Origin of the sequence: Flavisphingomonas formosensis (genome assembly GCF_009755815.1) — a bacterium.
Taxonomy (GTDB): domain Bacteria; phylum Pseudomonadota; class Alphaproteobacteria; order Sphingomonadales; family Sphingomonadaceae; genus Flavisphingomonas; species Flavisphingomonas formosensis.
In genome coordinates, this window is sequence record NZ_WRPK01000002.1 from 179,683 (window position 1) to 203,956 (window position 24,274).

At 67.4% G+C, this 24,274-nt stretch carries 24 protein-coding genes and 1 tRNA gene; 10 read left to right on the forward strand and 15 right to left on the reverse strand.

Translation table 11 applies throughout. The features are described from left to right. Positions 1 to 27: 27 nt before the first annotated feature. Positions 28 to 1,164 carry a helix-turn-helix transcriptional regulator gene (locus tag GQY20_RS06945; RefSeq protein WP_157216350.1) on the reverse strand — a complete coding sequence of 379 codons (1,137 nt, stop codon included), beginning with the start codon at positions 1,162 to 1,164 and terminating at the stop codon, positions 28 to 30. A gap of 270 nt (positions 1,165 to 1,434) precedes the next feature. Between GQY20_RS06945 and tsaD the strand changes: the two genes are divergently transcribed. Next, entirely contained in the window at positions 1,435 to 2,469 is a 1,035-nt protein-coding gene (tsaD, locus tag GQY20_RS06950; RefSeq protein ID WP_157216351.1) for a tRNA (adenosine(37)-N6)-threonylcarbamoyltransferase complex transferase subunit TsaD, read from the forward strand. 26 nt (positions 2,470 to 2,495) lie between these two features. Beyond that, positions 2,496 to 3,491 (forward strand): NAD(P)H-dependent glycerol-3-phosphate dehydrogenase, encoded by a 996-nt coding sequence (locus GQY20_RS06955; RefSeq protein ID WP_157216352.1) that lies wholly within the window; start codon positions 2,496 to 2,498, stop codon positions 3,489 to 3,491. A gap of 53 nt (positions 3,492 to 3,544) precedes the next feature. Here the strand turns inward: GQY20_RS06955 and GQY20_RS06960 are convergent, their stop codons facing one another. Continuing rightward, a complete protein-coding gene (locus GQY20_RS06960; protein ID WP_232475926.1) occupies positions 3,545 to 5,212 on the reverse strand; it encodes an amidohydrolase in 1,668 nt (555 codons plus the stop codon). A gap of 164 nt (positions 5,213 to 5,376) precedes the next feature. Here GQY20_RS06960 and GQY20_RS06965 point away from each other — a divergent pair, with 164 nt between their 5' ends. Next, complete coding sequence (locus GQY20_RS06965; protein WP_232475927.1) at positions 5,377 to 7,431, forward strand: NAD(+) synthase; 2,055 nt, start codon at positions 5,377 to 5,379, stop codon at positions 7,429 to 7,431. A gap of 124 nt (positions 7,432 to 7,555) precedes the next feature. On the opposite strand, the gene GQY20_RS06970 is transcribed toward GQY20_RS06965, so the two are convergent. Further along, complete coding sequence (locus GQY20_RS06970) at positions 7,556 to 8,179, reverse strand: YbhB/YbcL family Raf kinase inhibitor-like protein (RefSeq protein ID WP_157216354.1); 624 nt, start codon at positions 8,177 to 8,179, stop codon at positions 7,556 to 7,558. Between the two features lie 113 nt (positions 8,180 to 8,292). Here GQY20_RS06970 and xth point away from each other — a divergent pair, with 113 nt between their 5' ends. Further along, a complete protein-coding gene (gene xth / locus GQY20_RS06975; protein WP_157216355.1) occupies positions 8,293 to 9,069 on the forward strand; it encodes an exodeoxyribonuclease III in 777 nt (258 codons plus the stop codon). A gap of 14 nt (positions 9,070 to 9,083) precedes the next feature. Here xth and GQY20_RS06980 read toward each other — a convergent pair whose 3' ends face one another. The 3 genes from GQY20_RS06980 to GQY20_RS06990 all read right to left on the reverse strand — a co-directional run bounded on the left by GQY20_RS06980 (position 9,084) and on the right by GQY20_RS06990 (position 12,551). Next, entirely contained in the window at positions 9,084 to 9,911 is an 828-nt protein-coding gene (locus tag GQY20_RS06980) for an aldo/keto reductase (protein WP_157216356.1), read from the reverse strand. A 16-nt stretch (positions 9,912 to 9,927) separates the two neighbouring features. After that, positions 9,928 to 11,517 (reverse strand): peptide chain release factor 3, encoded by a 1,590-nt coding sequence (locus tag GQY20_RS06985; RefSeq protein ID WP_157216357.1) that lies wholly within the window; start codon positions 11,515 to 11,517, stop codon positions 9,928 to 9,930. 110 nt (positions 11,518 to 11,627) lie between these two features. Then, complete coding sequence (locus tag GQY20_RS06990) at positions 11,628 to 12,551, reverse strand: NAD-dependent epimerase/dehydratase family protein (RefSeq protein ID WP_157216358.1); 924 nt, start codon at positions 12,549 to 12,551, stop codon at positions 11,628 to 11,630. Between the two features lie 266 nt (positions 12,552 to 12,817). On the opposite strand from GQY20_RS06990, the gene GQY20_RS06995 reads away from it, so the two are divergent. After that, positions 12,818 to 13,363 carry an RNA 2'-phosphotransferase gene (locus GQY20_RS06995; protein ID WP_157216359.1) on the forward strand — a complete coding sequence of 182 codons (546 nt, stop codon included), beginning with the start codon at positions 12,818 to 12,820 and terminating at the stop codon, positions 13,361 to 13,363. Between the two features lie 39 nt (positions 13,364 to 13,402). On the opposite strand, the gene GQY20_RS07000 is transcribed toward GQY20_RS06995, so the two are convergent. The 5 genes from GQY20_RS07000 to dapB all read right to left on the reverse strand — a co-directional run bounded on the left by GQY20_RS07000 (position 13,403) and on the right by dapB (position 15,925). Next, the gene (locus tag GQY20_RS07000) at positions 13,403 to 13,705 is read right to left on the reverse strand and encodes an alkylphosphonate utilization protein (RefSeq protein WP_157216360.1); all 303 of its coding nucleotides are present in this window, start codon (positions 13,703 to 13,705) and stop codon (positions 13,403 to 13,405) included. Between the two features lie 166 nt (positions 13,706 to 13,871). Then, positions 13,872 to 13,948, reverse strand: a tRNA-Arg gene (locus GQY20_RS07005). A gap of 105 nt (positions 13,949 to 14,053) precedes the next feature. Beyond that, complete coding sequence (locus GQY20_RS07010) at positions 14,054 to 14,449, reverse strand: hypothetical protein (protein WP_232475928.1); 396 nt, start codon at positions 14,447 to 14,449, stop codon at positions 14,054 to 14,056. 70 nt (positions 14,450 to 14,519) lie between these two features. Next, on the reverse strand, positions 14,520 to 15,173 hold the full coding sequence (gene nth, locus GQY20_RS07015) for an endonuclease III (protein ID WP_157216361.1): 654 nt from the start codon (positions 15,171 to 15,173) through the stop codon (positions 14,520 to 14,522). Continuing rightward, the gene (gene dapB, locus GQY20_RS07020; RefSeq protein WP_157216362.1) at positions 15,170 to 15,925 is read right to left on the reverse strand and encodes a 4-hydroxy-tetrahydrodipicolinate reductase; all 756 of its coding nucleotides are present in this window, start codon (positions 15,923 to 15,925) and stop codon (positions 15,170 to 15,172) included. The genes nth and dapB overlap by 4 nt, the downstream gene beginning before the upstream one ends. Before the next feature lie 40 nt (positions 15,926 to 15,965). Here dapB and GQY20_RS07025 point away from each other — a divergent pair, with 40 nt between their 5' ends. Continuing rightward, complete coding sequence (locus GQY20_RS07025; protein WP_157216789.1) at positions 15,966 to 16,664, forward strand: NAD-dependent deacylase; 699 nt, start codon at positions 15,966 to 15,968, stop codon at positions 16,662 to 16,664. A 141-nt stretch (positions 16,665 to 16,805) separates the two neighbouring features. On the opposite strand, the gene era is transcribed toward GQY20_RS07025, so the two are convergent. From era to lepB, 3 genes are read right to left on the reverse strand one after another with little or no spacing between them, the layout of a single operon-like run. Continuing rightward, entirely contained in the window at positions 16,806 to 17,699 is an 894-nt protein-coding gene (gene era / locus GQY20_RS07030) for a GTPase Era (protein ID WP_157216363.1), read from the reverse strand. A 43-nt stretch (positions 17,700 to 17,742) separates the two neighbouring features. Further along, positions 17,743 to 18,411, reverse strand: a complete 669-nt coding sequence (gene rnc, locus GQY20_RS07035) for a ribonuclease III (protein ID WP_232475929.1) — start codon at positions 18,409 to 18,411, stop codon at positions 17,743 to 17,745. Between the two features lie 59 nt (positions 18,412 to 18,470). Continuing rightward, on the reverse strand, positions 18,471 to 19,304 hold the full coding sequence (lepB, locus tag GQY20_RS07040; RefSeq protein ID WP_157216364.1) for a signal peptidase I: 834 nt from the start codon (positions 19,302 to 19,304) through the stop codon (positions 18,471 to 18,473). 160 nt (positions 19,305 to 19,464) lie between these two features. Between lepB and GQY20_RS07045 the strand changes: the two genes are divergently transcribed. The 4 genes from GQY20_RS07045 (at position 19,465) to pstS (ending at position 23,307) form a co-directional block, all read left to right on the forward strand. After that, positions 19,465 to 19,827, forward strand: a complete 363-nt coding sequence (locus tag GQY20_RS07045) for an RcnB family protein (protein ID WP_157216791.1) — start codon at positions 19,465 to 19,467, stop codon at positions 19,825 to 19,827. A 199-nt stretch (positions 19,828 to 20,026) separates the two neighbouring features. Continuing rightward, positions 20,027 to 20,749: a response regulator gene (locus GQY20_RS07050; protein ID WP_157216365.1), complete on the forward strand. Its 723-nt coding sequence runs from the start codon at positions 20,027 to 20,029 to the stop codon at positions 20,747 to 20,749. Next, the gene (locus GQY20_RS07055) at positions 20,746 to 22,116 is read left to right on the forward strand and encodes a sensor histidine kinase (protein ID WP_198350862.1); all 1,371 of its coding nucleotides are present in this window, start codon (positions 20,746 to 20,748) and stop codon (positions 22,114 to 22,116) included. The genes GQY20_RS07050 and GQY20_RS07055 overlap by 4 nt, the downstream gene beginning before the upstream one ends. A 105-nt stretch (positions 22,117 to 22,221) precedes the next feature. Beyond that, positions 22,222 to 23,307, forward strand: coding sequence for a phosphate ABC transporter substrate-binding protein PstS (pstS, locus tag GQY20_RS07060; protein WP_232475930.1), 1,086 nt, complete (start codon positions 22,222 to 22,224; stop codon positions 23,305 to 23,307). A gap of 78 nt (positions 23,308 to 23,385) precedes the next feature. Here the strand turns inward: pstS and GQY20_RS07065 are convergent, their stop codons facing one another. Then, positions 23,386 to 24,165 carry an SDR family NAD(P)-dependent oxidoreductase gene (locus GQY20_RS07065; RefSeq protein ID WP_332836078.1) on the reverse strand — a complete coding sequence of 260 codons (780 nt, stop codon included), beginning with the start codon at positions 24,163 to 24,165 and terminating at the stop codon, positions 23,386 to 23,388. Positions 24,166 to 24,274 lie beyond the last annotated feature (109 nt).

A 24,274-nucleotide genomic window follows, 5' to 3' on the forward strand; every position in this document is an offset into this window, starting at 1 on the left:
GCCTCCCAAATGGGAGGGAAAAGGCCGTTATCGGCTGCCAACCGATGCGGCGACACTTCGCGCGAGCAATGCCACCGCCTCCGCCTGCCGGCTGGTGCGGGTCTTCGCCAGGATGTTCTTGAGGTGCCAGCGCGCGGTGCCGATGCCGATGCCCTGCCGCGCCGCGATGGCGTCCAGCGGCCGGCCCGCCCCCAGCTCCGCCGCGATCGCGCCTTCGGTCGGCGTGAAGCCGAACAGCGCGCACAGCGTCGCGATGTGGAGCGAAGGCGCCTCGGGATCCTTGACGAAGACGAGTGCCAGCGGACCGGGATCGATGCCTCTCGACCAGCCCGGCCTCAGCGGCGCGACCGACAGCGAAAGCGGCAGGCGGTCGAGGCGCGGGACGAGCAGCGCGGCCGGAGCCCCAGCCGCCGGCCGACCGGCCGCGGCGGCGACGGCATCGCGCACCAGCTGGGCCATGCGGCGGTGCAGCCAAGCATCGTCCAGCTGCAGCCGGCCTCCCACGGTACCGATCCCGTTCCCGCCGCGCAGCAGCGTCTCTGCCAGCGCATTGGCGTAGACGACGATGCCCGGTGCGTCGACGACAAGGATCGCCGTGTCGAGCCGGTTCATCGCCTCCAGCGCTGCCGTCTCGGCCAGCCTCGCCCGCGACAGCTGGCGGCCGAGGCGCACGGCCCGCTCGAGATGGGGTAGGAACAGCGCCGCCCGCCGCCGCTCCTCCTCACCATAGGCCGAGGCGCCCTTGGGCCGGTGGATGCCAAGCACGCCGATCGCCTCCTCCCCGGTCGGGAAGACCGCGCCCAGCATGTGATGGATGTCGAAATGCTTCAGGAATTCGCCGTAGAAGCCGCTCTTGCGCTGCTCGTCGAGCGTCACCAGCATCTCGTCGGTGACGATCCGGTCGAGCCCGTAGGCGACGGAGCGATGCACCCAGAGATCGCGCAGGTGCCAGTCCTGCGCCCAGCCCTGGAGATGATCGGCCACCTCCATATTGTCCGTATGCTCGAGCAGCTGGACAGTGCTGACCGCGTCCTGGAACTTGATGACCGCGCTCGTCGACTCGAACGCGTGGGCAATGCGGCCCGCCATGCCGGACCAGAGCTCGGCATTTACCGCCGCGTCGTAAAGATGGCCGATCAGGTCGACCAACAGCTCCGGTGCCATTCGCGCGAACCCCCTTCTCGCCCGACCAACCGTTCCCGGACGCGCCGCCCCTGTTCCGCCCTCCCGACGAGAGTTCGCCCCAAGCCCCTCTCGAGCGGAAAACAGGTGAAAGCTACGCCGATGCTGCTGCCAAGTGGCAGACTCCAGCGCTTCGAACGATACACGCCTCCGCTCGTTCGGACAAACCTCGGCCCCGAGATCCAAACCCCGGATCATCGCTCTGCCGCCACCGCTTGCTCCCGATGCCGTGCCGGTGCAGGGAGGCGCCAGATGACTCTGATTCTGGGACTTGAATCGAGCTGCGACGAGACGGCAGCGGCACTGGTGACGGGTGAGCGGCGAATTCTTGCCCATCGCCTGGCCGGCCAGGAAGCTGCGCATCGGCCCTTCGGGGGTGTCGTACCGGAAATCGCCGCGCGCGCGCACGTCGAGATGCTGACACCCCTGGTCGCGGCGGCGCTGGACGATGCCGGCATCGCGCTCGATGCCGTCGACGCGATCGCAGCGACCGCGGGGCCGGGCCTCATCGGCGGCGTCATGGTCGGCCTCGTCACCGGCAAGGCATTGGCGCTGGCGACCGGCAAGCCGCTGGTCGCGGTCAACCATCTCGAAGGTCACGCCCTCTCGCCGCGCCTCGCCGATCCTGAGCTCGGCTTTCCCTATATGCTGCTGCTCGTTTCGGGCGGCCATTGCCAGCTGCTGTTCGTGGAGGGAGTGGGTCGCTACCGCCGCCTGGCGACGACTATCGACGATGCCGCGGGCGAGGCCTTCGACAAGACGGCCAAGCTGCTCGGCCTCGGCTTCCCGGGCGGACCGGCCGTCGAGCAGGCGGCGCGGGCCGGCGACCCGCGTGCAGTGCCGCTGCCGCGCCCGCTGATCGGGTCGCAGGAGCCGCATTTCTCCTTCGCCGGGCTCAAGAGCGCCGTGCTGCGCGCGCGAGATGCCGGGCTCCATCGCGCCGAGGACATCGCCGCCTCCTTCCAGCAGGCGGTGGTCGATTGCCTGATCGACCGTACCCGCCGCGCCCTCGCCGTCTCGCCAAGGGCGACCGCACTCGTCGTGGCAGGCGGCGTTGCCGCCAACGGCGCCGTGCGCAGCGCGCTGCAGCGCCTGGCGCAGGAGCGCGACATTCCCTTTTCCGCGCCGCCACTCTGGCTGTGCACGGACAATGCGGCGATGATCGCCTGGGCCGGCTGCGAGCGCTATCGCGAAGGGCTGATCGACACGCTGGACGCGCCCGCGCGGGCACGCTGGCCGCTCGATCCGACCGCCGAGAAGGCGCGCGGCGCAGGCGTGAAGGCCTGAGCCGGACCGACGAGCAGGAGAGAGCGATGGCTCGGACATATGAGACAATCGGCGTGCTCGGCGCAGGCGCCTGGGGTACCGCCCTCGCCCAGGTCGCGGCCGCGGACGGACGCGATACTTTGCTATGGGCGCGCGAGCCCGACGTCGTTGCGGCGATCAACGACACGCACGAGAACGCTGCCTATCTGGCCGGCGTGCCACTGTCGCCCGCCATCCGCGCGACCAACGATCTGACCGCGCTCGCGGCCTGCGACGCGCTGCTGGTGGTGACGCCGGCACAGCATCTGCGCAGCGTGCTCGCCAGCGTGCCGGGTGGCCCGCGTCCACTCCTGCTCTGCGCCAAGGGGATCGAGGCAGGCAGCCGCCTGCTGATGTCCGAAGTCGCCACCGAGATCCGGCCCGATGCGCCGATTGCAGTGCTGTCCGGGCCGACCTTCGCGCATGAGGTGGCCGCCGGCCTGCCGACCGCGATCACGCTCGCCTGCAGCGACGCGACACTCGGCTCCGGCTTGGCCGATCGGCTCGCCCGCCCCTCCTTCCGGCCTTATCTGTCGGAGGATGTGATCGGGGCCGAGATCGGCGGCGCGGTCAAGAACGTGCTCGCCATCGCCTGCGGCGTGGTGGAGGGCGCAGGGCTGGGCCAGAATGCGCGCGCAGCCTTGATCTCGCGCGGCTTTGCCGAGATGAGCCGCTTCGGCCTCGCCCGCGGTGCGCGGCTGGAAACGCTCGCCGGTCTCTCCGGGCTCGGCGATCTCGTGCTCACCTGCTCCTCGACCAGTTCGCGCAACTTCTCGCTCGGCAAGGGGCTGGGCGAAGGAAGGCCTGCGGCAGAACTGCTCGCCGATCGCAGGACCGTTGCCGAGGGCGCCTTCACGGCGCCGGTGCTCGCCGAGGCGGCGCGCGCAGCGGGCGTCGACATGCCGATCGCGGACGCGGTCTGCGCCCTGCTCGCCGGCCGGGCGAGCGTGCGCGAGGTGATCGGCGAACTGCTCTCGCGGCCGATCCGGAGCGAGGCGGAGTAAGGGGCGGTTCGCTATCCGGCCTCGCCCGACGAAAGTCGGCGTGGCGACCTGGTCTACGCCCCCTCGCCGAAGCGCTGCTTGCCTCCCACGAAGGTGTGCAGCACCTTGACGTCGGGGATCTTGAGCGGATCGATTGCAAGCAGATCTCCGTCCAGCACGGTGATGTCGGCATAATAGCCGGGCGCGATCATGCCGGTGCGATCCTCCATGAAGCCGGCATAGGCATTGCTCTGCGTATAGGCGATCAGCGCCTGTTCGGCCGTGACCTTCTGGTCGGGCAGCCAGCCGCCCGGATTGGCTCCGTCGATGGTGCGGCGGGTGATCGCGGCATAGACGCCGGTCAGCGGATCCAGCGGCGCCACCGGCCAATCCGAACCGAAGGTGACGGTCGCCCCGCTCGCGATCAGCGCGTGGAAGGCATAGGTGCCATTGAGGCGCGCCGGCCCGATCCGCTTCACCGCCCAGCGCCCGTCGTCGATCGCATGGAAAGGCTGCACCGAGGCGATCACCTTCTGCCGCGCGAAGCGTCCGATCGAGGCGGGATGGAGATGCTGCGCATGCTCGATGCGGAAGCGCCGGTCCTTCGGGCCGTTGGCGGCGGCGACGGCCTGATAGATGTCGAGAATGTCGTCATTGGCCTGATCGCCGATCGCATGGGTCGCGCAGTGCAGCCCGTGCGCATCCGCCGCGCCGATCCATTCGCGCAGATTCGCAAGGCTGGTCACGCGCACGCCGCGCTGGTCCGGCGCATCGGCATAGGGATCCGTGAACACGGCGGTGCGCGAGCCGAGCGATCCGTCCGCCAGCCCCTTCACGGCTCCCCAGCGCACCCAATCGTCGCCGCGCCCTTCCCGGGCGACGATCTGCACCATCTTCTCCCAGTCGACCAGCGGCACCATCGCATAGAAGCGCAGGCCGGTCTCGCCCGCCGCCCGCAGGCGACGGAGCGATTCGTACGTCTTCCAGTCGATCTCGGGATTGTGGACCTGCGCCACACCCTTGCTGAGGCCATGCGCGATGCCGCCGCGCATCGCCGCATCGGCATCGGCATCGCTGAGCTCCGGGATCACGCGATCGGCGAGTTCCTTGGCATTGTCCTTGAGGATGCCGGTCGGCTCGCCCTTTGCATCGCGCACGATCACGCCGCCGGCCGGATCCGGCGTGTCGCGGGTGATGCCCACCAGCTTCAGCGCCGCCGAATTGAGCAGATAGGTATGCAGATCGGTGCGAGGCACCGCGACGGGCGTATCGCCGGTGGCGGCATCGATCCATTCGCGGGTCGGCAGTTCGCCGCCGAGCCGCTGCTCGTCCCAGGTGCCGCCGAGGATCCACTTGCCCGGCCGCGCCCGTGCCACCGCGCCCAGCCGGTCGGCGAAATCCCGGCGGTCCTTGGCGCTCAGGAGATCGGCCTGTGTCAGCGTCACGGCACCGCGCAGGAAGTGGGTATGGTTGTCGGTGAAAGCCGGCATCACGAAGGCGCCGCCGAGGTCGATCACCCGGGTACGCTTTCCGATCCGCGCACGCACAGGTCCGGCACCGACCGCGGCGATCCGTTCGCCGACGATGCCGATCGCGGTTTCGCGAGGAGCGCCCCGCCGGCCGGTCCAGACGCTGCCGTTGACGAGAGCGATGTCCAGCGTCCCGGACAGCGCCGCATGCAGCGGGGCGGTCAGCGCCAGCGCGGCGCCCGTCCCCAGGAAAGTCCGGCGATCCAGCATCATGTCTCTTGTCCTCCCGGCGACCTTGCCCCGCCAGCTTCATGCTGCACCCAATGGCCGCAACATCCAAATGCCGTGTTCACACGGGTCCAAGCATGGAAAGGGTGCAACCCGCCTGTCGATCGTTTAGGGGACCATCGCATCCGGTTCGGCAAGGAGAAGACGGCGTGAGCGGCGAGCGCTTCTATTCGATCCACGCGCAAGGTCTGGTGCGCGTGGCCGCGGCGACGCCAGCCGCCACCGCCGGGGACGTTCCCGCCAATATCGAGGCAACTTTGGCCATGGCGCGCGAGGGCGCGGCGCAGAGCACCGATATCATCGTCTTTCCCGAGCTCGGCCTTTCCTCCTACGCGATCGACGACCTGCATCTGCAGGATGTGATGCTGGATGCGGTGGAGGCGGGCATCGCGCGGCTCTGCGCCGAAAGCGCCGACCTCGCGCCAGTGTTGGTGGTCGGCGCACCGCTGCGCCGTGCCGGACGGCTCTACAATTGCGCCCTGGTGATCGCGCGGGGCGCGATACTGGGCGTGGTGCCGAAAAGCTTCCTGCCCAATTATCGCGAATATTATGAAAAGCGCTGGTTCGCCCCCGGTGTCGGCCTGACCGGGCTCACGATCGACGTAGCCGGGCAGAGCGTGCCGTTCGGCACCGACCTGATCTTCGCGGCGTCGGATCTTCGGGATTTCGTGTTCCATATCGAGATTTGCGAGGATTATTGGGCGCCGACCCCGCCGTCGACGATGGGCGCGCTGGCCGGCGCGCTGATCCTGTGCAATCTCTCCGCCTCCAACATCACCATCGGCAAGGCGCGCGAGCGCGAGCTGCTGGGCGCCGCCCAATCCGCGCGCGCTATCGCCGCCTATGTCTATTCGGCCGCCGGGCCGGGCGAGAGCACCACCGATCTCGCCTGGGACGGCCAGGCGATGATCCACGAGCTGGGCGAGGCGCTGGCGGAATCCTCGCGCTTCGGAGACGATCCCGAGATCATCGTCGCGGACGTGGACGTGCAGCGGCTGCGGCTGGAGCGCATGCGCTTCGGCACCTTCAACGACGCCGCCGCCGCCGCCGGCCATCCCGAGACGCGTTTCCGCCGTATCGCCTTTACGCACCGACCGGACCATGGCGATCGCGGCCTCAGGCGCGCGCTGCGCCGCTTCCCCTTCGTGCCGAACGATCCGCATCGGCTGGACGAGGATTGCTACGAGGCGTTCAACATTCAGGTGGAAGGCCTCGCCAAGCGCTTCCGCTCGACGCCGGGCGGCAAGATGGTGATCGGCATTTCGGGCGGGCTCGATTCCACCCACGCGCTGATCGTCGCGGCCAAGGCCTGCGACCGCCTGGGCCTGCCGCGCACCGCGATCCTCGGCTACACGATGCCCGGCTTCGCCACCGGCGAGGAGACCAAGAGCAATGCCTGGGCACTGATGCGCGCGCTCGGCATCGAGGCGGCGGAGATCGACATCCGCCCGGCCGCGCGCCAGATGCTGGCGGACATGGGCCACCCCTTCTCGGCGGGCGAGCCGGTCTACGACATCACCTTCGAGAATGTGCAGGCAGGGCTTCGGACCGACTATCTGTTCCGTCTCGCCAATCAGCGCGGCGGCTTCGTGGTCGGCACCGGCGACCTGTCCGAGCTGGCGCTCGGCTGGTGCACCTATGGCGTCGGCGATCAGATGAACCACTATGCGGTGAACTGCGGCGTGCCCAAGACGCTGATCCAGTTCCTGATCCGCTGGTGCGTCCAGACCGGCCAGTTCGACACGGAGACCGACCGGATCCTGACCGCGATCCTCAATACCGAAATCTCGCCCGAGCTGGTGCCGGCGGACGCGACCGGCGCGATCCAGAGCACACAGTCGCGCATCGGCCCCTATGAGCTGCACGATTTCTTCCTGCACTATACGGTGCGCTACGGCCTGCCGCCGTCGAAGATCGCCTTCCTCGCCTGGCACGCGTGGAAGGACAGTGGGGCCGGGCTGTGGCCAATCGGCTTCCCGCTGGACGCACGCAACGCCTATGATCTGCCGACCATCGCCAAATGGCTGGAATCCTTCCTGTTTCGTTTCTTCCAGACCAGCCAGTTCAAGCGATCGGCAATCCCCAACGGGCCGAAAGTCTCGACCCGAGGCGCGCTCAGCCCGCGCGGCGACTGGCGCGCGCCATCCGACGGGACGGCGAGCGTGTGGATCGAGGAACTGCGCGCGGGGCTGCCGAAGGGGTGAGTGTGGAGCAGCACCCCCATCCGTTCGGGCTGAGCTTGTCGAAGCCCTCCTTCTTTTCAAGCTCGCCAGAAGAGGAAGGGGCTTCGACAAGCTCAGCCCAAACGGAGCCGCATTGGCGGACCGATCACGCCGTCGCCGCGTTCAGCGCACCGCCGCCGAGCTGCGCAGGCTCGCCGCGCGAATAGGTGCCGACCAACATGCCGGCGGCGAGGATGTTCCCGGCTAGGGCGCTGGTGATCTCCGACCGCCCCGGATTGGTGCCCAGATCCGGCGTGCTCGCCAGCGCGAAGAGCTGGAACACATAGTCGTGCGAGCCATGGCCGGACGGCGGATCGGGCGGCAGCCAGCCCTCGGCGAAGACGCTGTTGCGGCCGACGTCGCTGCCGTCGGCCCCGCCCTCGCCATCGCGCACGATCGCGCCCTCGGCCAGGCGATGCTCGTCCGGCGGGATCGCCCAGACGATGGCATGGACCAGCGGATTGGGCGCCGGCGCGTCCGGATCCTCGACGATCAGCGCCAGGCAGGCGGTCCCGGCCGGCACCGGCCCCCACACCAGTGGCGGCGACACGCCCTCACCATCGGCGGTGAAGCGCTCGGGCAACCTTCCGCCATTGGCGAAGGCCGGGCTGGACAGGTCGATGACGACGGAGCCCAGCTCCAGCGCGGGATCGGCGATCACCAGCTTCGAATGGCCCGCGCGGATATTGCGCATGAGCGCGCCGATCCAGCGCGGAAGATGTTCGAGCATGCCGGCCTCCTTGCAATTGGCATGAGGATCAACACCCATGCCGTCGCTTATATCCCGTTTCCCTCTCGTCACCATGCCCGCAACCGCGTGGGCGTCCATCCGTTGGTCTACGGATGAAGATCGCGACCTACAATGTGAACGGCGTCAATGGCCGTCTCCCCGTCCTGCTGCGCTGGCTCGAGACGGCCGAGCCCGACATCGTTTGCCTGCAGGAGCTGAAGGCCCCGCAGGAGAAATTTCCGGTCGAGGCGATCGCCGCCGCCGGCTATCAGGCGATCTGGCACGGCCAGAAAAGTTGGAACGGCGTAGCGATATTGAGCCGCGTCGGCGCGCCGGTCGAGACGCGCCGCGGCCTGCCGGGTGATCCGGACGACAGCCACAGCCGGTACATTGAGGCGGCGGTGAACGGCCTGCTGATCGGTGGCCTGTATCTCCCCAACGGCAATCCGCGACCGGGGCCGAAATTCGATTACAAGCTGCGCTGGTTCGACCGGCTGATCGCACATGCGGCCGAGCTGATCGCGACGGACATGCCCGTGATCCTGGCGGGCGACTTCAACGTGATGCCGACCGAGCGGGACGTCTACAAGCCCGAGCGTTGGCTCGACGACGCGCTCTTCGCCCCCGAGGTGCGCGCCGCCTATTTCCGGCTGCTGGAGCAGGGCTGGACCGACGCGCTGCGCAGCCTCCATCCCGACGAGACCATCTACACCTTCTGGGACTATTTCCGGAACGCCTTCGCGCGCAATGCGGGGCTGCGCATCGATCATCTGCTGCTCAGCCCACCCCTCGCCGCCCGGCTGCGCCGGGCAGAGGTCGATCGCGAGGTGCGTGGCTGGGAGAAGACCAGCGATCACGCACCGGTCTGGATCGAGCTGGCCGAGCAGTAGCTCGTCGCCGCTCATCACATCATATCGAACGTCTCTGGATCGGGGCCGAAGCGGCCGGCCGCAGCATCCAACGCCTCGATCGCGGCGATGTCCGCCGCATCGAGGTCGAAGCCGAAGCTTTCGAGATTCTCGCGCAGATGGCCTTGCGACGAAGCCTTGGGGATCACGGATATGCCCTGCTGCGTCATCCAGCGCAGGATCACCTGCGCCGGCGAGCGGCCGAGCCGCGCGGCAATGCCGGCGATCACCGGATCGGCGAGCGCGCCGCCGCGGCCGAGCGGGCTCCACGCCTCGGTAATGATGCCGTGACGCGCATGATAGGCGCGCAGCTCCCGCTGCTGCCAGGCCGGGTGAAGCTCGATCTGGTTCATCGCCGGTACCACGCCGGTCTCGCCGATGATGCGGTCGAGGTGGTGGGGCAGGAAGTTGGAGACGCCGATCTGCCGTGCGCGCCCTTCCTCTTTCAGTCGGACGAGCGCCTTCCAGCTCTCCAGATAGCGATCCTGCCTCGGCACCGGCCAATGGATGAGATAGAGATCGACATAGTCGAGCCGGAGCGCCGCCAGGCTCTCGTCGAACGCCTTCAGAGCCTCGTCATAGCCCTGGCGGCTGTTCCACAGCTTGGTGGTGAGGAACAACTGCTCGCGCGGCACGCCGCAGCCGCGGATGCCGTTCCCGACACCCGGCTCGTTGCGATAGACCGGCGCGGTGTCGAAGGCGCGATAGCCGAGATCGGCCGCCGTCCGCATTGCAGCGGGCACGTCGGCGTCCGGGATCAGCATCACGCCCATCCCCATCTGCGGAAAAGCGCTGCCGTCCGGCAGGATCACGTCCGTGCCCATCTCGATGCTCCTTGCGTCAGTTGCGTTCCTTGGTCGCGGAAAAGCGGATCGCGCGGTTGCGGTCGCTGACATAGCCCAGCTCCCACGTATCGCGCGCCATGAATACCGGCGCGCCGTCGCGGTCCTCCGCGAGGGCGCCGCGGTGCAGGTCGGTGAAGGCCTTGAGCTCCTCGGGCGTCGCCGCGGAGATCCAGCGCGCCGTATCCCAGGGCGACGGCTCCAGCACCGCATCCACCTTATATTCCACCTCGAGCCGCGAGATCAGCACCTCGAGCTGGAGCTGGCCGACCACGCCGACGATCCACTGTCCGCCGATCGAGGGATAGAAGACCTGAATGATCCCCTCCTCGGCCAGATCGTCCAGGGCCTTGCGCAGCTGCTTGGTCTTGGTCGGATCCTTGAGCGCGACGCGGCGCAGTATCTCGGGCGCGAAGTTGGGCAGGCCGGTGATCGTCACCGGCGGCCCGTCGGTCAGGGTGTCGCCAACGCGCAGCGTACCGTGATTGGGGATGCCGATGATGTCGCCCGGGAAGGCTTCGTCCGCCACCTCGCGCTCACGCGCGAAGAACAGGATCGGGCTGTGCACCGCGATCGCCTTACCGGTGCCCATCTGGTTGAGCTTCATGCCGCGGCGGAACTTGCCCGAGCAGAGCCGCATGAACGCCACCCGGTCCCGGTGCATCGGGTTCATATTGGCCTGCACCTTGAAGATGAAGCCGGTGACGTTCGCGTCGTCCGGCGAGATCGGCGCGGGATCGGCCGGCTGCGGCCGCGGGCTCGGCGCGAAGCGGGCGAGCGCGTCGATCAGCTCGGCGACGCCGAAATCCTTGAGTGCGGAGCCGAAATAAACCGGCGTCAGGTCGCCATGGCGATAGGCGGTGTCGTCGAATGGCGCATAGCCGGCCTGCGCCAGTTCCGCCTCCTCACGCAACAGTGCCAGGCCTTGCGACGAAATCAACGTCGCCAGCTTCGCATCGTCCATCCCGCCCAGCTGCTCGACATCGCCTTCGAAGCCCCGCGCATTATCCGCGGCGGGGCGCATCAGCCGGTCATGCTCGAGATCGTACAACCCCTCGAACTGGCCGCCCATCCCGATCGGCCAGTTCATCGGGCTCACGTCCAGCGCCAGCTGGTCGGCGATCTCGTCAAGCAGCGCGAAAGGCTCGCGGCCCTCGCGGTCCACCTTGTTGACGAAGGTGATGATCGGCACGGAACGCATTCGGCAGACCTCGAACAGCTTGCGTGTCTGCGCCTCGATGCCGCGTGCCGCGTCGATCACCATCACCGCGGAATCGACCGCGGTCAGCGTGCGATAGGTGTCTTCGGAGAAATCCTCGTGGCCCGGCGTGTCGAGCAGGTTGAAGGTGAGCCCGTCGCGCTCGAACGTCATCACCGAGGAAGTGACGGAGATGCCGCGCTGCTGCTCGATCTTCATCCAGTCGGACCGCGCCCGCCGCGCGGCGCCCCGCGCCTTGACCTCGCCCGCCGCCCGGATCGCGCCGCCGAACAGCAGCAATTTCTCGGTCAGCGTGGTCTTGCCCGCGTCCGGGTGGGAAATGATCGCAAAAGTACGCCGGTCGGGCCGGTCGGTCGGTCTGATATCCATCGCCGGCCGGTAGCGAATTTCGCGCGCGAAGACGACTCCTCGTGTCGTGATCGGTCTCAAACCTTCCCCCGCAAGCGGGAGAAGGTTAAGAAGCGAGCACTCCCCTCACCTCAGGCCGGCGTCTTCACCGCATCCGGCGCCAGCGCGCGGAGCATGCGATCGATGCCGTCGCGCCAGTCGACCTTGGTCTCTCCGATCAGCGAATGCATCCTGGTGGGATCGATCGCGAGGCCGCCGAACGCCAGCGCACTGTCCTCAAAGATCGGGGTGAGGCCGGTCTTCTCGCCGATATAGGCGCACCATTCCTCGATCGCGACGGCCTGGGATCCGCCGAAATTGGTGGTGACGACGTCCTTGGAGGCGGCGCCGAGCAGATAGGGGATCTTCTCGACATAATCGTCGACATGCAGCGGGTTGTAATAGTTCGGCCGCTCGGGATGCACGGTGATCGGCGCGCCGGCCTGCATCGCCAGCAGGTGATAATAGGGCCAGCCGCCATTGTCACCATAAGGCACGCTCAGCCGCGCGATGATCGTCGGCACGCCGAACGCCTTGGCGGCGAAACGCGCCACGCTCTCGGTCGCGATCTTCGCGATCGAATAGGTCGGCATCATCGAGCGGTGATTGTCGCCGAGCGCGTCCGTCTCCTTGCGCGGACGATGGCCCTCATAGGCATAGACGCCGGTCGTCGAGATGTGGACGAAGGCCTGGACGTTGCGATTCTTCGCGATCAGGTGGCCGACGCCCTCCGCATTCTCCTTGAGGTCCCGCTCGAAATCGCCCGACTTGGCGACCGCCGCGTTCACGACGAAATCCACCTCGGGCAACGAGGCGAGGCTGTCCGGATTGGACAGGTCGATCCGCACCGGCGTCGCGCCGAGCGCGGCGATCGCGTCCCAATCCTCCTGCTTACCGTAGCGCGCGGCGGCGAAGACCTGCGCCTTGCCGGCATAGGCGGCGACCACCGGCTTGGCGAACTGCCCGGTGGCCCCGGTGATCAGGATCCGCTTTCCTTCGATCTCGGCCCGCTTCATCACATCCGCTCCTCAATGCTGTTGCGCACCGATTAGCCGATGGCGCAACCGAGCGGCAAGCGGATGCGCGACCATAGCCGTCAATCGCTACGCAGCAGCGCACAGATCATGGCCCGATTTGACGGGAAGCGCACAGATATGGCCCCAGCAACCCCGAGCCGCGACACGCTTCATCCACAAGCGTTCAGATGGCGTCGCCCGTGCCCGAAGATGCGAGACAAAAAGAGAACATGACTAGCGCATGATCGACAGCTAGAATTGGGCGCATGACAGACACCAAGACCATATCGAAGAAAATGTCATACTGGCTCCGCCACAATCCCGCGGCCGGTCAACTCACGCTCGACGGTGCAGGCTGGGCGGGGACGGCGGACGTGCTCGCCGCGCTCGGCCGCGCGCGCCTCCCCAATGGGCTGGACGATCTCGCCCATGTCGTCGCAACCAACGACAAGAAGCGGTTCGAGCTTTCTCCCGACGGCACGCGCATCCGCGCGCGGCAGGGCCATTCGATCGAGATCGATGCAGAATGGCCCCAGACGCCGCCGCCTGCCGTCCTTTATCACGGCACGGTCGATCGCTTCCTGCCCTCGATCCTGGAACAGGGCCTCGTCCCCGGCGCGCGCCATCACGTTCACCTCTCGCCGGACGTCGTCACTGCGCAAAAGGTCGGCGCGCGCCGCGGCGAACCGGTGATCCTCGAAGTCTTGGCCGGTGCGCTGGCCGACAGCGGCGCCGTCTTCCTCTTGTCGAGCAACGGAGTCTGGCTGACGGCACACGTCCCGCCAGCCTTTCTGCGGCGTTTGGCCGAATAGGGGGCGGCCGTCACGGCCGCGGCAGGACCGTTCCAGGCATCAGCGTCTGCGAACGAACTCGGCACGCAGGACGAGACCCTTGATCCCGTCATATTTGCAATCGATCTCCTGGGCGTCGCCGGTCAAGCGGATCGACTTGATCAAAGTTCCGCGCTTGAGCGTCTGCCCCGCACCCTTGACGTCAAGATCCTTGATCAGCGTCACCTGATCGCCATCGGCCAGAAGATTGCCGACGGCATCACGCACCTCGACCTGCGAAGCGGCCTTCCGCTTCTCCGCCAGTTCGGCGGCCGGAAGCCATTCTCCACTTTCCTCATCATAGACGTAATCATCGTCGGACATGATCCGGCTTCCAATCTGGCTTTGCGACGGCTTCCCCATTGAACCAATGCGAAGCCGTCACTTTAAGGACGATGTCCTTAATAGGCATAGTGCGGCGTGGTGGATAACCCTCCGCCGACGTTCCATGAGGCAGATCGATGCCGAATGCCAGTTTTCCGGGAAATTTTGGCGCACCCAAGAGGATTCGAACCTCTGGCCTCTGCCTTCGGAGGGCAGCGCTCTATCCAGCTGAGCTATGGGTGCGTGGAGGGGCCGCTTAGCAAAGCCCGGCGCCCTCCGCTAGAGCATCGTTCGGAAAAGTGACGAAAGGCAGGGAACCGAGCGGCGTCGGCGCCGCCTGCCTCCGCCTCAACGCGGCGCGCCGGTGATCGGCTGGAACTGGCCGAGCCCGCAGCTCGCGCCGCGTCGCGGGCCGCCGCCGCCCTGGTAAAGCACCGTGATGATGTCCACCGAGCAGAGCTTGCTCAGCGACGTCTCGTAGCTGAACGCCTTCTCGAAGCCGAGCTGCGAACAGCTCTGGGGCAGCACGTTGCGGTACACCTGCTTGCCATTCATGTAGAAATCGATCGTCCGATCGTCCCGCACCCGCGTCTCGCGGATAGCGTTGATCTGCACGCAATCCACGGGAGCACCGGAGGGCGTCGCCGCCTTCCAGTCGTCCTTCGCCTTCGCGATGGCCGCGCCACCGGGAATGGCCAGCATCGCCGCCAGTCCGACCATCATCCATGTCCTGTTCGGGGTCATCCTGCCTTCTCCACATGCCAGCGCCCGAGACGCCGCCTGCATCAACGCTGGAGAGACGGATTCGGCGCCGTCATCCCTTTGCCGTCGCAGGGGGCGGCGTCTTCGGCTTGTACGCGCACAGATCGATCACAGGGCAGCGCCAGCATTCCGGCTTGCGTGCCTTGCAGATGTATCGGCCATGGAGGATTAACCAGTGATGAGCATGGACGCGGAAGGGCGCCGGCGTGTCCTTCTCGAGATGCTTCTCCACCGCCAGCGGCGTCTTGCCGCGGGCAAGGCCGGTGCGGTTGCCGACGCGGAAGATGTGGGTATCGACGGCGAAGGTTTCCGCCCCGAACGCGACGTTCATCACCACATTGGCGGTCTTGCGTCCCACGCCCGGCAATTTCTCCAGCGCATCGCGATCGGCGGGCACCTTGCCGCCATGCTCGGCGATCAGCGCTTCGGAGAGCGCGATGACGTTCTTCGCCTTGGTGTTGAACAAGCCGATGGTGCGGATGTGCTGCTTGAGCCCGTCCAACCCCAGTTCCACCATCTGTTCCGGCGTGGTCACCTCGCGGAAAAGCGCCTTGGTCGCCTTGTTGACGCCGACATCGGTCGCCTGGGCGGACAGGACGACGGCGACCAGCAACGTATAGTCGTTGACCGCTTCCAGCTCCGTCTCCGGCGCAGGGTTGGCCTCCGCCAGCCGGCGATAGAATTCGAAGATGTCGGCCTTCTTCACAGGCCCAGCACGTCGTTCATCGCGTAGCGGCCAGCCGGCTTGCCGGCGAGCCACTGCGCCGCCTTGAGCGCGCCGCGCGCGAAGATCGTGCGGTTCTCGGCGCGATGGCCGAGCTCGATCCGTTCGTCGTCGCCCGCGAACACCACCATATGGTCGCCGGCCACGGATCCTCCGCGCAGGCTGGAGTAATAGATGCCGCCTTCCTCGCGCTTGACCAGGCCCGCTTCCATGCGATCGAGCCGGTTGAGGCTGGAGCCGTCCTCGGCTCCGCGCCCGCGGTTCGCCGCCGCGCCGAGGAGCAGCGCCGTGCCCGACGGCGCGTCGAGCTTGTTGCGGTGATGCATCTCGACGATCTCGATGTCCCAGTCCGGCCCAAGCTTGGCTGCCGCCTGCTCGACCAGCGCCTTCAATATGTTGACGCCGAGCGAGGTGTTCGCGGTCTGCAGCACCGCCACGTCCCTGGCTGCCGCGTCGATCAGCGCATGATGCTCCGGCTCCAGCCCCGTCGTGCCGACCACGATCGGCGTGCCCGCCGCCCGCGCCGCATCCAGATTGGCGGAGAGCGCAGCCGGCACGGAGAAATCGATCAGCACGTCGCACGCCTCGGCCAGCGCCGCCGCGTCGGCTTGGCCGCCGAACACCGCCCCCTCACGATCGACGCCCCCCGCGACGGAGATGCCCTGCGCCTCCGCCACGCTCGCGATCGCCCGGCCCATGCGGCCGGCTGCGCCCAAGATTCCGATCGTCGTCATATGTCTTGCAGTTCCTCCACGGCGCTGCTTCATGAGGGTTATGGCTTCGATCCGCAACATCGTCGTGCTCACCGGTGCCGGCATCTCCGCGGAGAGCGGCCTCGCCACGTTCCGCGGCCCGGGCGGCCTGTGGGAAGGCCATCGGGTCGAGGATATCTGCACCCCCGAAGCGCTCGCCCGGGACCGCGCGCTCGTCCAGAATTTCTACGATCTGCGGCGAGCGGCGCTACGCACCGTGGCGCCCAATCCCGCACATGAGGCGCTGGCCCGGCTGGACCGCGAATGGGATGGCGAACTGCTGATCGTCACCCAGAATGTCGACGACCTGCACGAGCGCGCGGGCGCGACGCGGCTGCTTCACATGCACGGCGCGCTCCACTCCGCGCTGTGCGAGGCCTGCGGCGAGCGGACGGCCTGGACGGAGGCGCTGAGCGACGGCCCGCCCTGCCCCGGCTGCGGCCGCGCCTGGCTCAGGCCCGACATCGTGTTCTTCGGCGAGATGCCCTATGAGATGGAGCGGATCTACGCCGCGCTCCAGCGCTGCGACCTGTTCGTCTCGATCGGCACGTCCGGCGCGGTTTATCCGGCCGCCGGCTTCGTGCAGGAGGTACGTTCCAACGGCATACAGACGCTGGAGATGAACCTGGAACCCTCCGCCGGCAGCACATTGTTCGACGAGAGCCGGCTAGGCCCGGCAAGCATCCTCGTGCCCGCCTGGGTGGAAGAGATGCTGCAGTGAAGGCAGCTCAAGGGATGCGGCCCCCAACCCGTTCAGGCTGAGCTTGTCGAAGCCTTCCCTTCTTTTTCGCGCCGATCGGGAAGAAGGAAAGGGCTTCGACAAGCTCAGCCCAAACGGGATGAGAGGATTACCTCAGCCCCCTCAATCAACCCAGTCGAGGCCGATCTCGCGATAGAGGCCGCGATCCTCCTCCCAGTCCGCCTTCACCTTGACGTGGAGGAAGAGGTGCACCTTGCGGCCGAGCAGCGCGGCGAGCTCGGCGCGGGCACGGCTGCCGATCTCCTTGAGGCGCGCGCCGCGCTTGCCCAGCACGATCGCCTTCTGGGAATCGCGCGCGACCAGGATCTGCTGGTGGATCGTCACCGATCCGTCGCGATGTTCCTCATATTTCTCGGTCTCGACCGCGCTCGCATAGGGCAGCTCCGCGTGAAGCTGCAGATAGATCTGCTCGCGCGTCACTTCCGCCGCGAGCATCCGGTCGGTCGCGTCGGACACTTGGTCCTCGGGGAAATGCCATGGCCCCTCCGGCACGCGGGCGGCGAGATCAGCCTTGAGGTCGGCCACCCCATCGCCCGTCGCCGCGCTGACCATGAAGACCGCCTCGGGCGCCAGCGCTTCGGACAAGCGCACCGCGAGCGCCAGCAGCTCCTCCTTGGCCGTCACGTCCACCTTGTTGAGGATGACGAGCTTGGGCTCGCGCCGCTCCTTCAGCGTCTCGATCAGCGGCTCGATGCGGCGGGTAATGCCAGTCTTGGCGTCGATCACCAGCGCCATCAGGTCCGCGTCCTGCGCGCCGCCCCAGGCGGCCGCCACCATCGCCCGGTCGAGCCGGCGGCGCGGCTCGAAGATGCCCGGCGTGTCGACGAGCAATATCTGGCTCTCGCCCTCCAGCGCCACGCCCATCAGCCGCACCCGCGTGGTCTGCGCCTTGGGGCTGACGATCGCCACCTTCTGGCCCACCAGCGCGTTCACGAGCGTCGACTTGCCGGCATTCGGTGCGCCGACAACGGCGACCAGGCCGCATCGCTGCGTCATTCCTTGTCCTCGATATTTCCGAAGGCGCCGCCCATAGCCCGGATCAGGCCAGCATCGCCAGCAGCTTCTCCGCCGCCGCGGTCTCCGCTTCCTGCTTGGAGGATCCCTCGGCGCTCGCTTCCGCGCGGCCCGGAATCTCCACCTTCACCACGAAAACGGGCGCATGATGCGGCCCGCTGCGGCTGACCAGCGTATAGGCCGGCCCGCGGTAGCGATGCGCAGCCGCCCATTCCTGCAGCGCGGACTTGGGGTGCTTTGGCGCGCTGTCCTGCGTCTCGACGAGGCCGCCCCAGGCGCGATGGATGAAACGCTCGGCGACGGACAGCCCGCCTTCCAGGAACAGGGCGCCGATCAGCGCCTCGACGACGTCACCCAGCACATTGTCGCTGTCCGAGGCGCCGTCGTCGCGTGCCTGCTTGCCGAGCCGCAGATGTTTCGGAATGCCGAGCGTCCGCGCGATGCCGGCGCACGTGCCGCCGGCGACGAGCGCGTTGAAGCGGCGGGACAGCTTGCCCTCCGGCTCGCCCGGAAAGAGCCGGTAGAGCCAGGCCGCCACCGTCACGCCCAGCACGCGATCGCCCAGGAATTCGAGCCGCTGATAGTCGCCCGCGGCGCTGTGGCTCGAATGGGTCAGCGCCATGGCATAGAGCGCCGGATCCAGCGGCCGGTGGCCCAGGATCGATTCCAGCCAGTCGACCGGAACCTCGCTCATCGCATCACCACCCTGCCCGGCCGCAGAGCCGTTCGCACCGCCGGCGGGACGAGGCCTCCTCAAAAGCCCTCGCCGATCCGGCTCCATCGCGCCGCGGTGAACCAGGTCCAAGGCAGGAACCAATTGGCCGATCCGTCGGTCGACCAGAAATTCACTATCGCGCGGCCGACCAGATTCTCTTCCGGCACGAAGCCGATGCCGCCGCCCTCCACGGCGGGAAAGCGGCTGTCGGCGCTGTGATCGCGATTGTCGCCCATCAGGAAGAGATGGCCGGCGGGCACCACATAGACGGGGGTGTTGTCCGCCTGCCCGGCATCGCCCGTATCCAGCACGTCATAGCTCTTGCCGCCCGGCAGCGTCTCGCGGAAGCGCGGATAGCGGCAGACGCTGCTACCGTCCTTCAGCACCTCCTGCTTCTGCAACTCGCCGGGATTTTCGCGGCACGGGCTGTTCGGCGTCACCGGCACCAGGAAATCGGCGACACGCGCCTTGGGCACCGCCTCGCCGTTGAGGAACAGCTGCCCGGCCTTCATCTGCACCATGTCGCCCGGCAGGCCTATCACCCGCTTGATATAGTCGACGTCGTTGCCCGGCGGCGCCTTGAACACGACCACGTCGCCGCGCTTCGGCTCGCCGCCGAAGATCCGTCCGTCGAACAGGTGCGGGCCGAAGGGGAAGCTGTAGCGCGAATAGCCATAGGGCCATTTCGCGACGAACAGATAATCGCCGATCAGGAGCCGCGGCAGCATCGATTCGGAGGGGATGCTGAACGGGGCGAACAGAAGGCTGCGGAGCAGCACCGCGAACACCACGAGCCCGATCACGAACCGGATATTCTCGGCGAGGGTCGCTTCGCGCGCGGGCTTGCGCTTGCGGGAGGAGGAGAGGGCCATGGCCCGCGGGTGTGCTGCGGCGCGCGCGCGAGGTCAAGCGCCGCCGCATCGATACAATTTGCGACACTTTTCCGCGCCGGCCGACAAAGCCTCGCGACAGGCGGGGGCCATTGTCTCCTCAACGCCGCAGACGGCGCCACATTCGAGGAGATTGAAGATGATGAAGAAGATGATCGCCGCCGCCCTGGCCGCCACCACGATCGCCGTCGCCACCCCCGCGATGGCCGCGCCGCACTTCGACGGCCATGGCCGCTTCGAGCAGCGCCACGACCGCTTCGATCGCCGCGGCGACCGTTTCGACCGTCATAACCGTCACGACCGCGTCGATTATCGTCGCTGGAACCGGGGCGACCGTTTCGATTATCGCTACGCCCGCAACTATCGGGTGATCGGAAACCCGCATCATTATCGCCTCTATGATGCGCCGCGCGGTTATCGCTGGGTTCGCTCGGGCAACGACGCGGTACTGGTCGGCATCACCACCGGCATCATCGCCGCCGTGATGGCCAACAGCATCTACTAGAGGTGAACGGGATAAACGCCCCGGCCGCAAAAAGGCCGGGGCTTTTCCCCAACCGCGTCTTCCCGGCGAAAGCGTGGATCGCCCTCGACAGCGAGCCGATCGCGGCTGGAAAGCGATGCCAGCTTTCGCTGGCATGACGACGGCTTTGGCAAGCGCACCGACCAATGACGCGCCCGCCTTTCCCGGCTAGGACCATGCCATGGCAGACGAACCCCATATCCTCCTGGTCGACGACGAACGCGATATTCGCGATCCGCTGGCTTCCTATCTGAGCAAGAACGGGCTGCGCGTCACCAAGGCGGAACATGCTGCGGCGGCGCGGCAGATCCTCAGCGTCCACGCGATCGATCTCGTCCTGCTCGACATCATGATGCCGGGCGAGGACGGCATCTCGCTGGCCGGCTTCATCCGCGCGACGAGCGCGACGCCGGTGATCCTGCTGACCGCCAAGGCGGAGGAGATGGACCGCATCCTGGGCCTGGAGATCGGGGCGGACGATTATGTCACCAAGCCCTTCTCGCCGCGCGAGCTGCTCGCGCGGATCAAGGCCGTGCTGCGCCGGACTGCGGGCGGCGGTGCGCAGGCCGTGCATGCGCCGGATGCGGAAGGATATGCCTTCGGCCCCTGGGTGCTGAAGGTGGGCGAGCGCGAGCTGGTCGATGTCGAAGGCGTCGCCGTGCCGCTCTCCACCGGCGAATTCAACCTGCTCCAGGCCTTCGTCACCCATCCCAAGCGGGTGCTGACGCGGGACCAGCTGCTCGATCTCAGCCAGGGCCGCGAGCTCGCGGCGTTCGAACGCAGCATCGACAATCATATCAGCCGCCTGCGCCGCAAGATCGAGGCCGATCCTTCCGATCCCAAGCTGATCAAGACGGTATGGGGCGGCGGCTACACGCTCACCGCCGACGTGCGGCGGATATGAGCGCGTTTTCGCGCAGCCCCTGGCCGCGCAGCCTGGCGGGGCGGATGACCCTGCTCATCGGCCTCGCGCTGCTCGTCGCGCAGCTCGCCAACTTCGCGCTGCTGCTCAACGAGCGGCAGAAGCTCAGCCTCGCGCAGAATGAGGGGCCGGCGATCACCCGCTTCGCCGGCGTCGCCGCGGACATCGCGCAGGCCCAGCCCATCTTCCGCAGCGCCGTGATCGCGGACAACTCGCATCGCGGCGCGCGGTTCGCGCTCGCTGCCGACGCCGGCATCGCAGCGCAGGATCGTGACGGTGGGCTCGAGGCGAAGCTGCGCCAGGCACTGACCGATGCCGGGGTGCAGGGCGGAGACGTCCGCGCGACGCTGGTCGCACCGGCCGCCCGCCGCGACGGCCGCGCCTGGTCGCCACCGCCGGACATGCGGATGATGCGGCTGGCAGTGAAGGGTGGCGACGGCCAGTGGTTGATCGCGCGGATCGCGACGCCGAAGCGCGATCCCTGGTTCACCGTGCGCATCGCCGCGGCGACGCTGCTGCTCTATCTGATCGTGCTCGGTGCGGCGATCTGGATCGCGCGTCGGCTCGCCCGCCCGCTGCGCGATCTCACCAACGCCGCCGAACGCTTTCGCGGGCGCGACGATCCCGTGGCGGTGGAACCGAGCGGCCCCGACGACCTCAGACAGGCGATCGAGGCGTTCAACGCCATGAACCGCCGGGTCATCGCGCTGCTCGACGAAAAGGATCGGATGCTGGGTGCGATCGGCCACGATCTGCGTACGCCCCTCGCCTCGCTGCGCATTCGTGTCGAGGCGATGGAGCCCGAGGAGGAACGCGAGGCCGCCGTCGCCAAGATCACCGAGATCATAGCGATGCTGGAGGACATATTGGTGCTCGCCCGCTCCGGCCGTGCGCGAGAGGAGGCTCGGCCGATGGATGTCGCCGCGCTCGCCGAGGCGCTGGTGGAGGAATATCGCGAGCTCGGCCAGTCCGTGGAATGCGCCGATTCGCCGCGGCAGGTGCTGGCCGTTCAGGTCAATCTGCTCCGCCGTGCGCTGCGCAACCTCATCGATAACGCACTGAAATATGGCGGTGGTGCGGAGGTCTCGGTCGCCCGCACGGGTGATGAAGTGGCGCTCCGTGTCGCCGATCGCGGACCGGGCATCGCCCCCGACCAGCTAGCCCAGGTGCTCCAGCCCTTCTACCGGCTCGAATCGTCGCGCAGCCGCGCCACCGGCGGCAGCGGCCTCGGCCTCGCCATCGCCCAGGCGATCGCCGAAAGCCATGGCGGGCGGCTCACGCTCGAAAATCGTCCCGAAGGTGGACTCGCCGCGACGCTGCGGTTTCCCGCCATGCGCGCGGCAGGATAGGATCGCTGCGGCGACGGCTGCTTTCGCATTGTCATGAAACTGTCACATAAGCTTGTCACCTCCCCCGAGAGTGGGGCGGGACCAGTATTTTGCGGGAGAGAAGACATGCGCATCATCCGCTTAGCCGCCAAGGGGGCCGCCGTCGCGGCTGCTCTCCTGATGCTCCAGGGCTGCGGCCAGCAAGGTTCGAAGCAAGCAGATGGCGGCGGCCCCGGCCAGATCTCCGGCGCGGGCGCGACCTTCCCTGCGCCGGTCTACGCGAAATGGGCGGAGGATTATAAAAAGGCCTCCGGCGTCGGCCTCAACTATCAGGCGATCGGCTCCGGCGGCGGCATCAAGCAGATCAAGGCGAGCACCGTCGATTTCGGCGCGTCGGACAAGCCGCTGAAGCCCGAGGAGTTGCAACAGGCGGGCCTCTATCAGTTCCCGACCGTGCTCGGCGGCATCGTGCCGGTGATCAACGTGCCCGGCCTCAAGCCCGGCGACCTCAAGCTCAACGGTGCCCTGCTCGGCGACATCTTCCTGGGCAAGGTGACGAGGTGGAACGCACCGCAGATCGCGGCGCTGAACGCAGGCACCGCACTGCCCAACCTGCCCATCTCTATCGTCCACCGCTCGGACGGCTCGGGTACCAGCTTCCTGTTCACTTCCTATCTCAGCAAGCTCAACCCGGAATGGTCGAAGAAGGTCGGTGCCAGCGATTCCGTGGCTTGGCCGGCGGGTCTCGGCGGCAAGGGCAATGATGGCGTCGCTGCCTTCGTGAAGCAGACGACCGGCTCGATCGGCTATGTCGAATATGCCTATGCCAAGCAGAACGGCATGTCCTATGCGCTGATGCAGAATGCCAGCGGCGCCTTCGTGAAGCCGGAAGCCGCCGCCTTTGCCGCCGCGGCAGCCGGCGCGGACTGGACCAGGGCACCAGGCAACTATCTGCTCCTGCTCGATCAGCCGGGCGCCTCCACCTGGCCGATCACCGGGGCCACCTTCATCCTGCTGCACACCCAGCAGGCCGATAAGGGCAGGGCGGCCGCGACGCTGAAATTCTTCGACTGGGCCTATAAGAACGGCGATTCGCTCGCTTCGGGCCTCGATTATGTGCCGCTGCCCATATCGGTGAAGGACATGGTCCGCCAGCAATGGGCCAGCACGATCAAGGCCAGCGACGGCACGCCGGTCTATACGGGGAAATAGCCTGCTTCTTAACCCTCCCCCAAGAGGATCGCTGCACTCTCTCACCGTTCGGGAAGCTGTAGCCTTTTTGCAAGGTCGCTACCGCTGCGACGACACGTTGCCGCCATCGACGATGAACTCGGCGGCGGTAACGTAGCTCGCTTCCTCCGAAAGCAGGAAGCGGACGACCCGGCCGATCTCCTCCGGTTCGCCGAAGCGCTCGAGCAGGATGCGCTTCTCGAAATAGTCGCGGCCGAGCGCGTCCGCGGCGGGCTTGGTCATCGGCGTCATGATCATGCCGGGCGAGATGGCATTGACGCGGATACCGTCGCGGGCCAGCCTGTCGGCCAGAGAACGCACCAGCGAGAGCACGCCGCCCTTCGCCGCCGTGTAGATGGGGTTGACGCCGTTGCCGAGCGTCGCGTTGATCGACGCGGTCGCCACCATCGCCGAGCCCGGATGGCGCCTCATGTCTTCGAGGAAGGCCTGCAGCAGCAGCACGATCGCGCGCAGATGGATCGCGATGCCGTCGTCCCAGCTCTCGATCGTGACGCCTTCCAGCGATCCGGTGTCGACGATGCCCGCGCAATGGACGAGTCCGCCGACCGAAGGCAGAGCAGCACGCGTCTCCTCCGCCGCCAGGGTGATCGCGGCGGGATCGCGCACATCGACGCCAAGCCCGAGCGCGACGACGCCATGGCTTTCCGCAATCTCGGCCGCCGCTTGCGCGGCGCGCGATTCCTGTATGTCCCACAGCGCGACCGGTCTCCCCACCGCCGCCAACGCCCGGGCCGAAGCAAGCCCGATGCCGGACGCGCCGCCGGTGATTACGACGCCCGTGCCCGGCTGGCCGAGCCGCGGCTGCAAATCCATGTTCATGGCATTCCCCCTCCTGTTGCCGGGCTTGTACCGGTCGCGATTCACCCAGACCGGAAGCTGTCTAATCCGCGCCCCCATTTGGCGTAAGCGCAAATCCCCTCTAGTTTCC